This is a genomic window from Streptomyces sp. NPDC028331 (assembly GCF_055565775.1).
The window spans coordinates 132024-144791 of the sequence record NZ_JBVHTR010000004.1; the positions used below are offsets into that span (position 1 = coordinate 132024).

Annotated in this window: 10 protein-coding genes; 4 read left to right on the forward strand and 6 right to left on the reverse strand. The window is 73.5% G+C overall.

The window, feature by feature from the left end; all coding sequences use genetic code 11:
- Window positions 1–37 precede the first annotated feature (37 nt).
- The 3 genes from ACZ4SW_RS06635 to rsmH all read right to left on the reverse strand — a co-directional run bounded on the left by ACZ4SW_RS06635 (window position 38) and on the right by rsmH (window position 3622).
- Window positions 38–2026 (reverse strand): peptidoglycan D,D-transpeptidase FtsI family protein, encoded by a 1989-nt coding sequence (locus ACZ4SW_RS06635; protein ID WP_468238762.1) that lies wholly within the window; start codon window positions 2024–2026, stop codon window positions 38–40.
- A gap of 5 nt (window positions 2027–2031) precedes the next feature.
- Complete coding sequence (ftsL, locus tag ACZ4SW_RS06640; protein ID WP_468238765.1) at window positions 2032–2559, reverse strand: cell division protein FtsL; 528 nt, start codon at window positions 2557–2559, stop codon at window positions 2032–2034.
- Between the two features lie 106 nt (window positions 2560–2665).
- Window positions 2666–3622 (reverse strand): 16S rRNA (cytosine(1402)-N(4))-methyltransferase RsmH, encoded by a 957-nt coding sequence (gene rsmH, locus ACZ4SW_RS06645; RefSeq protein WP_468238767.1) that lies wholly within the window; start codon window positions 3620–3622, stop codon window positions 2666–2668.
- Window positions 3623–4040: 418 nt separating this feature from the next.
- On the opposite strand from rsmH, the gene ACZ4SW_RS06650 reads away from it, so the two are divergent.
- The 4 genes from ACZ4SW_RS06650 to ACZ4SW_RS06665 all read left to right on the forward strand — a co-directional run bounded on the left by ACZ4SW_RS06650 (window position 4041) and on the right by ACZ4SW_RS06665 (window position 9752).
- On the forward strand, window positions 4041–4583 hold the full coding sequence (locus ACZ4SW_RS06650; RefSeq protein WP_468238769.1) for a beta-class carbonic anhydrase: 543 nt from the start codon (window positions 4041–4043) through the stop codon (window positions 4581–4583).
- A 284-nt stretch (window positions 4584–4867) separates the two neighbouring features.
- Window positions 4868–5896 carry an AAA family ATPase gene (locus tag ACZ4SW_RS06655; protein WP_468238771.1) on the forward strand — a complete coding sequence of 343 codons (1029 nt, stop codon included), beginning with the start codon at window positions 4868–4870 and terminating at the stop codon, window positions 5894–5896.
- Window positions 5896–7254: a DUF58 domain-containing protein gene (locus tag ACZ4SW_RS06660; protein WP_468238773.1), complete on the forward strand. Its 1359-nt coding sequence runs from the start codon at window positions 5896–5898 to the stop codon at window positions 7252–7254. Before ACZ4SW_RS06655 ends, ACZ4SW_RS06660 begins: the two co-directional genes overlap by 1 nt.
- Entirely contained in the window at window positions 7251–9752 is a 2502-nt protein-coding gene (locus ACZ4SW_RS06665; RefSeq protein WP_468238775.1) for a transglutaminase TgpA family protein, read from the forward strand. Before ACZ4SW_RS06660 ends, ACZ4SW_RS06665 begins: the two co-directional genes overlap by 4 nt.
- 811 nt (window positions 9753–10563) lie before the next feature.
- On the opposite strand, the gene ACZ4SW_RS06670 is transcribed toward ACZ4SW_RS06665, so the two are convergent.
- From ACZ4SW_RS06670 to ACZ4SW_RS06680, 3 genes are all read right to left on the reverse strand, one after another.
- Window positions 10564–10947, reverse strand: coding sequence for a DUF3040 domain-containing protein (locus tag ACZ4SW_RS06670; protein ID WP_468238777.1), 384 nt, complete (start codon window positions 10945–10947; stop codon window positions 10564–10566).
- 275 nt (window positions 10948–11222) lie between these two features.
- Window positions 11223–11993, reverse strand: coding sequence for a methyltransferase (locus ACZ4SW_RS06675; RefSeq protein ID WP_468238780.1), 771 nt, complete (start codon window positions 11991–11993; stop codon window positions 11223–11225).
- Between the two features lie 150 nt (window positions 11994–12143).
- Complete coding sequence (locus ACZ4SW_RS06680; RefSeq protein ID WP_468238782.1) at window positions 12144–12683, reverse strand: SAV_6107 family HEPN domain-containing protein; 540 nt, start codon at window positions 12681–12683, stop codon at window positions 12144–12146.
- Window positions 12684–12768: the final 85 nt, after the last annotated feature.

The window sequence follows — 12768 nt, forward strand, 5'->3', positions numbered from 1 at the left end:
CCTGGTCGGTCTTTCCCGTAGTGCTTCGTATTGCTGATCATGGCGTGAAGGTGACGGGCAGGTCCGCGGGGGCGGCTCCGGTCGGCGGCACCTGGAGGGTCTTCAGGGCGAACTCCATCACCTGTTTGAAGACGGGGCCACAGATGTCACCGCCGTAGTAGCTGCCCTTGGTGGCGTTCTGGATGGCGCAGTAGACGGTGACGCGCGGCTTGTCCGCCGGGGCGAATCCGGCGAAGGAGGACGTGTAGCCGCGGTACCTGCCGGTGGCCGGATCCACGCGGTTGGCCGTACCCGTCTTGCCCGCGACGCGGTAGCCGGGGATGCGCGCCTTGTTGCCGGTGCCCTGCCCGTCGTCCACGACGGCCTCCAGCATCTGGGCGAGCGTCTTCGCCGTCCTGTCGCTGACGACCCTGGTCCTCTCGGGCTGCGGGGCCGGGGTGAAGCGTCCGTCCGGACCCTTGGTGCCGCGCACGAGGGAGGGCTCTACGCGCACGCCGCCGTTGGCGATGGTCGAGTAGACGGACGCGGCCTGCACCGCGTTGATCGACACACCCTGGCCGAAGGGGATCGTGTACTGCTGGGAGGTCGACCACTTGTCGGGGGGCGCCAGGATGCCGGCCGTCTCGCCCGGGAAGTCGAGCCCGGTGGGGCGGCCGATGCCGAATTTGCGCAGGTAGGAGTAGAGGACCTGGTTGGCCTGCGCCTGGGTCCTGCCGAGCTGTCCGGCCGCCAGGATGGTGCCGATGTTGCTGGACTTGGCGAGGACGCCGTTGAGCGTCAGGTACCAGGTCGGGTGGTCGACGTCGTCCGCGAAGAGCCGGTCGCCGCGGTGCAGCCGGTTGGGCACGGTGACGTGGGTCAGCGGGGTGGCGGCGTTCTCCTGGAGCACGGCCGCCATCGTCATGACCTTCGCGGTGGAACCGGGCTCGAACGCGTCCTGGACGGCCGCGTTGCCGAGGGCCGCCGGGTCGGCGTGCGAGAGGTCGTTGGGGTCGAAGCCGGGCGAGTTCGCCAGGGCGAGGATCTGGCCGGTCCGGGTGTCCTGCACCACGACGTACCCGCGGTCGGCCTTGGACTTCTTCACCTGGTCGGTGATGGCGCTCTGCGCGGCCCACTGGATGTCGCGGTCGATGGTCAGTTCGACGTCGGTGCCGGCCACCGCGGGTGTCTCGGCGGAGCCCGCGGTCGGCACCAGACGGCCGCCGGACTGGGCGTAGCGGATCTTGCCGTCCTTGCCGGCCAGCTCCTGGTTGAGCTGCTGCTCGATGCCGCCGGCGCCCTTGCCCTCGTCGTTGACCCAGCCCAGGACGCCGGCGGCGAGGTCGCCGTTGGGGTAGACGCGCTTGTTGGTGGGCTCGGCGAGGACGCCGGCGAGGACGTTGGCCGTGTTCGGGTCCGTCCTCGCCTTGGTCGCCAGGGTGTTCTTCAGGTCCTTGATCTGGTTCCACACCTGGGGCGTCTGGCGGTGTGCGAGCGGCACATAGCGCGTGTCGGGGGCCTTCAGCTTCCTGGCGATGTCGGCGGCGTCCTGGCCGACGATCGGGGCGAGCAGCGCGGCGGCCTGCTCCGGGGCATCCGCCACCTTGGTGGCCTCGGACGTGAAGAGCGTCGGGTCGGCCGTGATGTCGTACGCGTCCACGCTGGTGGCCAGCTCGACGCCGTCGCGGTCGGTGATCTCGCCGCGGACGGCGGCCAGGGTGCGGCCGACGTACCGGTTCTTGTCGGCCTTGGCGGCGTACGCGCTCGCGTCCACGGCCTGCACCTGGAGCAGCCGTACGACGAAGGCGACCATCACCAGGGTCAGCGCGAGGCCGATCAGGCGGAGCCGGGGGCGGGGGCTGCCGAGCCGGATGGCGCGCGGGGCGGGGCGGCGGGCCGGGACGGGGCGGCGGGCCGGGGCCGGGGCCGGGGCCGGGGCCGGGCGGCGGGCCGGCCGGGCACCGGGGCCCGGGCGGCGCCCGGCGTCGGGACGCACGGGCCGGGCGGGCCCGGGCACGCGACGGCGCGGCGGTTCCCTGTCGGACACTTCCGTCACCTGCCGGGGGTCGGGGAGGAGGATGCGGACGGGCTCGGGGAGGCGGCCGTAGGGGCGGCCGCCGCATGGGTGGAACGGGACGGCGAGGGCGCCACCGCCGGGCCCGGGGCGCCGAGGACCTCGGGCGGGCGCACGGTGGCGGTGCTCGCCGAGGACTGCTGGCCGCCGGGGCCCGGGACGCCCTTGACGGTGCCGTCGGGGCTCAGGAAGGCGGGGTCGCCGCCGGGGACCATGCCGAGTTCGCGGGCCCGGCGCTGGAGGGCGTCGGGGGCGGAGTAGGCGTCCACGTCCCGCTGGAGGGCCTGTTCCTCGTCGGTGAGGCTCTTGGTCTGCCGTTGCAGGTCGTCGAGCTGGAACGCGCCCTCGCTGAGCGCGGAGTTCAGCATCAGGAGCCCGATGAGGCCGCCGCCCAGCAGCAGGACGACCAGCAGCACGAAGGGGGTGCGGGCGGCCCGGCTGCGGCCCGCGGGGATCAGCCGGGCGAGCCGGGCCGCCCGGCCCCTGAGTTCGGGTGTGCCGCTCACACGCCCTCCCGCCGCGCTTCCACACCCGCCTCGCGTCCCCTGCTCACTCGCCCACCCCTTTCGTGCGGCTCACTCGGTCGTCGTACGGCTCACTCGGCGCCCTGGCTCACTCGACGTCCTCACGGATGCGCTCGGCGCCGCGCAGGCGTGCCGGGGCCGCCCTGCGGTTCTCGGCGATCTCCTCGTCGGTGGGAAGTTCGGCACCGCGGGTGAGGAGCTTGAGCCGGGGCTGGTAGCGCTCGGGGACGACCGGCAGGCCGGGGGGCGCGGTGCTCGCCGCACCCGCCGCGAACACCTGTTTGACCAGGCGGTCCTCGAGCGAGTGGTAGGAGAGCACGGCGATCCGGCCGCCGACGGACAGCGCCCCGACGGCCGCGGGGATCGCCCGCTCCAGGACGGCCAGTTCGCCGTTGACCTCGATGCGCAGCGCCTGGAACGTGCGCTTGGCCGGGTTGCCGCCGGTCCGCTTGGCCGCCTGCGGCAGCGCGTCGCGGATCAGCTCCACGAGGCGCGCGCTGTTGGTGAACGGCTCCTTCTCGCGCTCGCGCACGATCGCCGACACGATCCGCTTGGCCTGCTTCTCCTCGCCGTACGTCCGCAGGATCCGCACGAGGTCGCCGGCCGGGTAGGTGTTGAGGACCTCGGCGGCGCTGATGCCCGCCGTCTGGTCCATGCGCATGTCGAGCGGGGCGTCCTGGGCGTACGCGAAACCGCGCTCCGCCTCGTCGAGTTGCATGGAGGAGACGCCCAGGTCGAAGAGGACGCCCTGGACGCGCGGGATGCCCAGCCGGGCGAGCACGTCGGGCAGTTCGTCGTAGACCGCGTGCACCAGCGTGGCGCGGTCGCCGAAGGGGGCGAGGCGCTCTCCCGACAGGCGCAGCGCCTCCTTGTCCCGGTCGAGGCCGATGAGCCGGGCCTGGGGGAAGTGCGTCAGCAGGGCCTCGCTGTGGCCGCCGAGCCCCAGGGTGCAGTCGACGACGACGGCGCCCGGCTCGGCGAGGGCCGGAGCCAGCATGTCCAGGCACTGCCGGAGCATGACGGGCACGTGTCGGCTCTGGGTCAAGGGGGCCTCTCAGATCCGGCGCGGCCGCATCGCACCGCCAGGTCCCCGCCCGCTCGAAAAGGCGGCCTGCCGGCGCCGGAAGCGTCAGCCGACCGGGAGCGGGAGGAGGCCGAGCCGTACGTACGCGCCGCGCACGCGGGGAGGCATCGGCGCCCGCCGACGTCTCCGGGGGTGAACAGTCCGCGGGGAGAGCGTCTCGCCTCCCGCTTCGCGTCACTTTAGTCCACCCTGTCTCGCGGTCAATCAACGGGGCTGTGCGTGGCGCCACCGGCCCGCCGCGGCGGCGGTATTCGAAAGGACTCACCCGCCCGGTGGATGCCTCCCGCCTGTGTGCGTTGCGTCACAACAAGTCGCGGTGGCGTTCTTTGTCCCCTCCCACAGCAGGCCGAGATCGCTTGTGACCAGTAACGTCATGGGTATGACGACTTCCGCATCCGTACCCGTCGGCCCCGAAGGCGCCATAACCGGCCCCGTCACCGATCGCCTCGTCGAGGCCAACCAGCGCTACGCCGCCGCGTTCACCGATCCCGGGATGGACGCCCGTCCCGTGCTCCGCGTCGCCGTGGTGGCCTGCATGGACGCTCGGCTCGACCTGCACGCCGCGCTCGGCCTGAAGCTGGGCGACTGCCACACCATCCGCAATGCGGGCGGCGTGGTCACCGACGACGTGATCCGCTCCCTCACCATCAGCCAGCGGGCGCTCGGCACCCGCAGCATCGTGCTCATCCACCACACGGGCTGCGGCATGGAGTCGCTGACCGAGGAGTTCCGGCACGAGCTGGAGATGGAGGTCGGCCAGCGGCCCTCCTGGGCGGTCGAGGCGTTCCGCGACGCCGACCAGGACGTGCGGCAGTCGATGCAGCGGGTGCGCACCTCGCCGTTCCTGCTGCACAAGGACGACGTGCGCGGTTTCGTGTTCGACGTGAAGACGGGTCTGCTGCGGGAGGTCGAGCCGGCGTAACGGCCCGTTCCGGGCTCCCACCCCGTACTCCACCCGCCGTCAGCACGCCGGAGTCGGAAGTCCATTCGGACAAGGATCCCCACCCTGGTGTGCCAAAAAGCCCGTAAGGCCGACATATCACGGCCAGTTATCCACAGGCGAGTGACACGAATCGGTAACGGCGGCAAGAATGCGGGTTGTGGCGTCACGCGGAACTTCACACGCGTGGTGTCCGTGTTTCGGGGTGGGCCGGTCCGCACAGCAGAGCGTCGGCCCGGAGAAAGAAACGGGCCGAGGAGGGCCGGGTGACGACCTATGACGATCGAGCGAGCCTCACTGATCTGACCGCCACTGTGGAGCGCGTCCGCAGATCGGTGGAAGGAGTGATCGAGGGCAAGCCCGAGGTCGTACGGCTTTCGCTGACCGTGCTGCTCGCCGAGGGGCATCTTCTGATCGAGGATGTCCCCGGCGTGGGCAAGACCATGCTCGCCAAGGCACTGGCCCGGTCCATCGACTGCTCGGTGCGGCGCATCCAGTTCACGCCCGACCTGCTGCCCTCGGACATCACGGGCGTGTCCATCTGGGACCAGCAGCGGCGGGACTTCGAGTTCAAGCCGGGCGCCATCTTCGCCCAGATCGTGATCGGCGACGAGATCAACCGCGCCTCGCCCAAGACCCAGTCCGCGCTCCTGGAGTCGATGGAGGAGCGGCAGGTCACCATCGACGGCCAGACGTACGAACTGCCCAGCCCCTTCATGGTGGTCGCCACGCAGAACCCGGTGGAGATGGAGGGCACCTATCCGCTGCCCGAGGCCCAGCGCGACCGCTTCATGGCCCGCGTCTCCATCGGCTACCCCAGCCCCGACGCCGAACTGCAGATGCTCGACATCCACGGCGGGGTCAACCCCCTGGACGACCTCCAGCCCGTGGCGCACGCACACGAGATCGTGAAGCTGGTGGAGGCCGTCCGCGGCGTCCACGTCGCCGAGACGGTCCGCCGCTACGCGGTGGACCTGGTCGCCGCCACGCGTACGCACCCCGACCTCAGACTCGGCGCCTCGCCGCGCGCCACGCTGCACCTGCTGCGCGCGGCGAAGGCATCCGCCGCCCTGGCCGGCCGGGAGTACGCGCTGCCCGACGACGTTCAGGCGCTCGCCGTGGCGGTCCTCGCCCACCGGCTGCTGCCCACCGCGCAGGCCCAGCTCAACCGCCGCACGGCGGAACAGGTCGTGCAGGACATCCTGCAGAGCACCCCGGTGCCCGCGGCGCCCCCGCAGCAGTCCGGCCTCACCATGGGCCGCGACTTCGGCCAGCAGCCGCCCCGGAGGCTCTGATGAGCTACGGGGGGACGGCCCGCACCGCCGAGGAGGACCGGGGCGGGCTGCGCACCGCGCTCGCCGGGCTGACGACGCGCGGCCGGTCCTTCCTGGCCGCCGGTGTCGCCGCCGCGATCTGCGCCTACGTCCTCGGCCAGAGCGAGCTGCTGCGGGTCGGGGTCCTGCTCGCGGTGCTGCCCCTGGCGTGCGCGACCGTGCTGTACCGCACGCGCTACCGGGTCGCGGGCAGCCGCCGCCTGTCCCCCTCGCGGGTGCCGGCGGGCTCCGAGGCGCGGGTGCATCTGCGGATGGACAACGTCTCGCGGCTGCCCACCGGGCTGCTGATGCTCCAGGACCGGGTGCCCTACGTCCTCGGGCCGCGCCCCCGGTTCGTCCTGGACCGGGTGGAGGCGGGCGGCCGCCGCGAGGTGTCCTACCGCGTGCGCTCGGACCTGCGCGGCCGGTATCCGCTGGGCCCGCTCCAGCTCCGGCTGACCGACCCCTTCGGGATGTGCGAGCTGACCCGCTCCTTCTCGGCGTACGACACCCTGACGGTCATCCCGCGCGTGGAACCGCTGCCGCCGGTCAGGTTCGCGGGTGAGGCGCAGGGGTACGGCGACGGGCGGCAGCGCTCGCTGGCGCTGGCCGGTGAGGACGACGTGATCCCGCGGGGCTACCGGTACGGCGACGACCTGCGCCGGGTGCACTGGCGCTCCACCGCGCGCTACGGCGAGCTGATGGTGCGCCGGGAGGAGCAGCCGCAGCGGGCCCGGTGCACGGTGCTGCTCGACACCCGAGCGATCGCCTACCGGGGTGCGGGCCCTGACTCGGCCTTCGAGTGGGCGGTGACGGGCGCGGCGTCCACCCTGGTGCACATGCTCGAACGGGGCTTCTCGGTGCGGCTGTTGACCGACACGGGCAGTTCGGTGCCCGGTGAGGGCGCGGAGGGGTTCGCGGGCGCGAGCCAGGAATCCGCGGACGCGGCCGGGCTGATGATGGACACACTCGCCGTGATCGACCACTCGGACGGTGCGGGCCTCTCGCGCGCCTACGACGTGCTGCGGGGCGGGAACGAGGGGCTGCTGGTGGCGTTCTTCGGCGATCTCGACGAGGAGCAGACCGCGGTGGCCGCCAAGATGAGCGGGCGCAGCGGCGGCGCGCTCGCGTTCGTGCTGGACAGCGACGCCTGGGGACGTGAACCGGCCGACGTGCCGGGCCCGTGGGACCGCAGCGAGGAGCGGCTGCGGCTGCTGCGCGACGCGGGCTGGACCGCCCTGCCCGTCCCCCGGGGCGTATCCCTGACGGATCTGTGGCGCGAGGCGGACCGGCAGCGCACGGGCGTGGGCGCCGTGAGCGGTGCGGAGGGACGGTCGTGAGCGGGCGGGCGCGTCTCGCGCTCTGTGCCGCGGCGGCGACGCTGATGACGTCGTGTGCCCTGCTGCCCCTGGTGTCCCCGGCGACCTGGCTGGTCCAGGCGGCGTTGCTGGTGGCGGCGGTGACCGGGGTGGGCGCGGCGACCCGGCGGGTGCCGCTGGCGCGTCCGCTGACCCTCGCCTGCCAGGTGGTGGTCGCCCTGTCGCTGCTCACGCTGGTCTTCGCCCGGGAGCAGTCCCTCGCCGGGTTCATCCCCGGCCCCGACGCCTTCCGGCACTTCGGGGAGCTGCTGCAGTCGGGCGGCGAGGACGTCGGGCGGTACACGAGCCCGGCGCCGCTGACGCCCGGGATCCGGCTGATGACGGTCGGCGGGGTGCTGGTGATCGGGTTGCTGGTGGACGCGCTGGCCGTGACGTTCCGCGCGGCGGCCCCGGCCGGACTGCCCCTGCTCGCGCTGTACGCGGTGGCCACGGCCCTGTCGCACGGCGCCTCCGACTGGCTGTGGTTCCTGGTGGCCGCGGGCGGCTATCTGATGCTGCTGCTGGCCGAGGGCCGGGACCGGCTCTCCCAATGGGGGCGGGTCTTCGGCGGCGGTCCACGCGCCCGGGAAGCCGACTCCGGGGGCGCGGTGGCCCCCGTGCGCACCGGACGGCGGATCGGCGCGGTCGCGCTGGGCGTCGCCCTGGTGGTGCCCCTGGCCCTGCCCTCGCTGCGGGGCGGGCTGCTGGACGGCACCGGGGGCGGAGCGGGCGTGGGGCTGGGCGACGGCAACACGATCTCCGCGGTCAACCCGCTGGTGTCGCTGCGCGACAGCCTGAACGTGGACCAGGACCGCCAGGTGATGGCGTACCGCACCAACACGGACGACACCCAGGACATGTACCTGAGGATCGTCGCCCTGGACGACTTCGACGGCACCACCTGGAAGCCCGCCCAGCGGCACATCACCGCCGTGCCGGACACGCTCCCCACGCCCACCGGGCTCGCGGGCAGCGTGCGGCGGACCGAGATCGAGACGCGGATCTCGGCTGCCGACTGGTACGCGCAGGACTGGCTGCCGATGCCGTACCCGGCGACGAGCGTGAAGATCAAGGGAAGCTGGCGGTACGAGCCGGTGGGCCGCACGCTCGTCGGCGACCACGGGCAGAACACACGGGGCGTGCAGTACGACGTCAAGAGTCTGATCCTGCAGCCGACGGCGGAGCAGCTGGCCGATGCGCCGGAGCCGCCGGCATCGCTGAAACGCGAGTTCACGAAGGTCCCGTCCTCGCTGCCCGCCGTGGTCGCGCAGACGGCCCGCAGGGTGACGGCCGGGTCGTCGAACCACTACGAGCAGGCGGTCAAGCTCCAGGACTACTTCGCGGTCAACGGCGGCTTCACCTACAACACGCAGGTGCAGGTCGGGACCGGGCCGAACGCCATCGCCCGGTTCCTCAAGGACAAGCAGGGCTTCTGCGTGCACTTCTCCTTCGCGATGGCCGCGATGGCGCGCACGCTGGGGATACCGGCGCGGGTGGCGGTCGGGTTCACTCCGGGGTCGCCGCAGGCGGACGGTTCCATGTCGGTGGGGCTGCGGGACGCGCACGCGTGGCCTGAGCTGTACTTCGAGGGCGTGGGCTGGACCCGTTTCGAGCCGACCCCGAACCGGGGCTCGACCCCGTCGTACACGCAGTCGAACACGCCGACCGGGGAGATTCCGGTGGTGCCGCGGCCGTCGCTGTCGTCGGCGACGGCGCCGTCCGCCGCTCCGTCGGCGAGCGAGAGCTGCTCGGCGACCGTGCGGAGGCTGGAAGGGTGCCCCAGCCAGTCCTCGCACATCGCGGGGGGCTCCGGGGACGACGGGCCGCCTTGGTACCGGGTGCTGTTCTGGGCCCTGCTGGGTCTGGTGCTGGTGGCGGTGCCGCTGACGCCGATGCTGTGGCGGCTCAGGAGCCGGTCGGTGCGCCTGGCCTCCGCGCAGCACGCTCCGTCGGCCCTGCCGCTCGCCCGCGTCCGCCGCAGGGATCGCGGAGGCGGGGGGTACGCGGACGGTATCGGGATGACCGCACTGCCCGGTGAGACCCCCTCGAACCAGGCGCCGCAGGTCTCCCCGGGGCACACGCTGGCGGTCTGGCGGGAGCTCACGGACACGGCGTGGGACTACGGCATCGCACCGGACGACGCGCTGACCCCGCGGAAGGCGGCCGAGCGGATCGTGCGGCTCGGCCGGGTGGACCCCGAGACGGCCGAGGCCGTGCACCGGGTGGCGGGTGCGGTGGAGCAGGTGCTGTTCGCGCCGGAGCCGCGGTCCCAGACGGGCCTGGTGGACGACGTACGCAAGCTGCGCGCCTCCCTGCGCTCCACGGCCGGCCGCCGGACCCGCCTCCGCGCGCTCGTGGCGCCGCCGTCGGCGATGCGGGCGGTATGGGCGGCGGCGGACCGCTGGGCCGGCCTGAAGGCCCACTGGACGACGCGCTGGGCGGCCCTGATACGCCGCCCCTCGGGCCAGCAGGGGAGCTGACACGGGTGCGGCCCGCCTGGACACGGGGCGGGCCGCACCGACCACTGAGCGCGACCGCCGGCGCGGCCGACGCGTCCAGGTCGGCGGCCGGAAGGTCCGCACCGCCTCCCGCCTCCTGCCTCCCGCCTCCCGCCTCCCGGCACAGGGGCAGCGGGGCCAACCCCCGCACACGGGCAGCGTGGCCAGTCCCGGCATCGTGGCAGCGTGGCCAGTCCCGGCATCCGGGCAGCGGGGCCGGTCCGGTGGACGAGCGCGAGCGGACGCCGTCCGGCCCCGGACTCCGACGGAGGCCGGTGCTGCGGCCCGCAGAACAGGCCGCTGGGGCCGGTCTCCACGCCCTGGGGACCGACCCGGGGTTACCGGAGCCGACCGGAGCCCGGAGGATCGACCGGAGCCACCAGGACCGACCGGAGCCCCGAGGGCTCACCGGAGAGCCCCGAGGACTGACCGGAGAGCCCCGAGGACCGACCGGAGCCCCGCGGACCGACCGGAGAGCCCCGCGGACCGACCGGAGCCCCGAGGACTGACCGGAGAGCCCCGAGGACCGACCGGAGCCCCGGGGGTCTATCGGAGAGCCCCCGCTCAGGCCGGGAGCCCGAACGCGAGCGGCCCCTTCGGCCCGGAGCCCGCCGCAGCTCGGGGTGCAGTCGCACGAGCCCGTCGGACAGGCGCCCTCGGCCGGCGTCTGCGAGCCCGGTGGCGCCCCTCGCCCCGCGCGTGCAGCGAACGGCGCCGGGCCGCTGCGGCTGTTCGGTGCCGGATACAGCAACAGGGGCGACCGTCCGGTCGCCCCTGTGCCTCATGTCTGCTGTTACTGGCCCTGTTCGTCCCGTCGACGCTGCCAGCGCTCTTCGATGCGGTCCATCATGGGCCGCCGCGGGCGCACCTGCCGACGGATGCCCGGCGCGCCCTGCTCGCCCGGCTTCGGTACCTTGCGCCAACCGGTCACGACGAGCACCGCGCAGCCCAGCATGACGAGGAATCCCACCACGCTGATCCAGATCTGCTTCGCGACCATTCCGGCCATGAGGAGCGCGATACCCACGAGGAAGCCCGCGACCGCCTGGTAGACCCGCCGCCGGGTGTACGTACGCAGCCCGCTTCCCTCAAGCGCCGACGCGAACTTGGGATCTTCGGCGTACAGCGCTCGCTCCATCTGCTCGAGCATGCGCTGCTCGTGCTCCGAGAGCGGCACGGAGTCCTCCTCATCGTGCAGTCGCCGGGGCGACCGGGGGTCCCCTTCAGGATAGGCAGGGAATCGCCCCCTTGAAACCCGCCCCTCTACGCCAATTGGCCAACCGGAATCCGCCACGCCCGTCCCGGCTCACTGAGATCTTCATTCCCCAGTGGCCGAGCCGTCATGCCGGTCGGTCTCCCTCGATCATACGGCGCGGACCGCCCGATCGGGGGGCCTGTGGCGTACTCCATCCGCCGCCAAGCCGCTGATCAGCGGGGCCCACGACGGCCCCCTCAGGCCTCGGCGGCCCCCGCCGTCTCACCGAGCACGTGAAGCTGCGTCGCCACGGAGTGGAACGCCGGGGACTCGGCCGCCGCGGCCTCCAGCCCGAGCAGCGCCTCCAGCGCGCCCGGCTCGGTGTCCACCAGCACCCCGGGCACCAGGTCCGCGAAGACCCGCACGCCGTGTACGGCGCCCACGCGCAGGCCCGCGTCCTCGACGAGCGCGGTGAGCTGCTGCGCGGTGAAGCGGTGCGGCACGGGGTCGCCCTCGCCCCAGCGGCCGTTCGGGTCCTGGAGCGCCTGCCGGGCCTCCTTGAAGTGCCCGGCCAGGGCGCGCGCGAGCACGGCGCCGCCGAGGCCCGCGGCGAGCAGGCTGAGGACGCCTTCAGGGCGCAGCGCCGCGACGGCGTTGCGGACGCCCTCGGCGGGGTCGTCGACGTACTCCAGGACGCCGTGGCAGAGCACCGCGTCGTAGCCGCCGCGCTCGACCACGTCGAACAGGCCGTGCGCGTCGCCCTGCACGCCCTGCACCCGGTCGGCGACGCCGGCCTCGGCGGCCCGGCGCTCCAGCGCGAACAGAGCGTTCGGGCTGGGGTCGACCACGGTGACGCGGTGGCCGAGGCGGGCTACGGGCACGGCGAAGTTACCGCTGCCGCCACCGGTGTCGAGGACGTCCAGCACGTCCCGCCCCGTGGCCTTGACCCGGCGGTCGAGGGCATCCTTGAGGACCTCCCAGACCACGGCGGTACGGAGAGCAGCGCGGGGGCGAGTAGGGTCCGACACGGCAGTTGACTCCTCGGCGCGGCACCGCCTGGTGTTCGGCGGAGCGATCGGACGGCCTTCCGACCCCCGTTACCAGGGCGAAAGACTTCAGGCGCCTCCACCCTATTGCCTCCGGCGCCCGACCCGGACCCCTCGCCCCGCCCGGAACCGTCACCCCGCGTCCGGCATCTCCCGCTTCCCGTCCTGGCGCGGCTGTGGAAGCACCGGCTGGAGCACGAGCATCCGCTCGACCAGGCGCAGGAACATCGCCACGTCCCGTATCAGGTCGTCCGCGTCCCGGGTGCCGGCCGCACCCCGGATACCGGCTTCGGCGCGGGCGCGGCGGGCGGCGCCGGAGGCGAACAGCGCGCTCCACTCGGTGAGTTCGGGCGCGATCTCGGGGAGCACTTCCCAGGCGCTCCGGATCTTGGCGCGGCGCCGCGCGGTCGGTTCCGGGCGCCCGCGGGCGGCGAGCACGGCGGCGGCGGTGCGCAGGGCCGCCAGATGGGCCGTCGCGTACCGCTCGTTGGGCGTTTCGAGGAGGGTGGCCTCCTCCAGTGCGGCGCGGGCCTGGGCCAGCAGGTCGAGGGCGGCGGGCGGGGCCGTGGCCCGGCGCAGCACGGGGTGCACGTCGCTCGCCGGGCCGGTCAGTGAGGGGGCAGGGCCGGTGGCGCGGCGCCGACGTGCGGCGGCTGCGTGGTGACTGGCCATGACGAACCTCCTGTCGTCTGTGTGACGGCACACCCTGAGACGAGGTGCCGTATGTGCCCATCGTGAGGTATGGCACTGACAATCC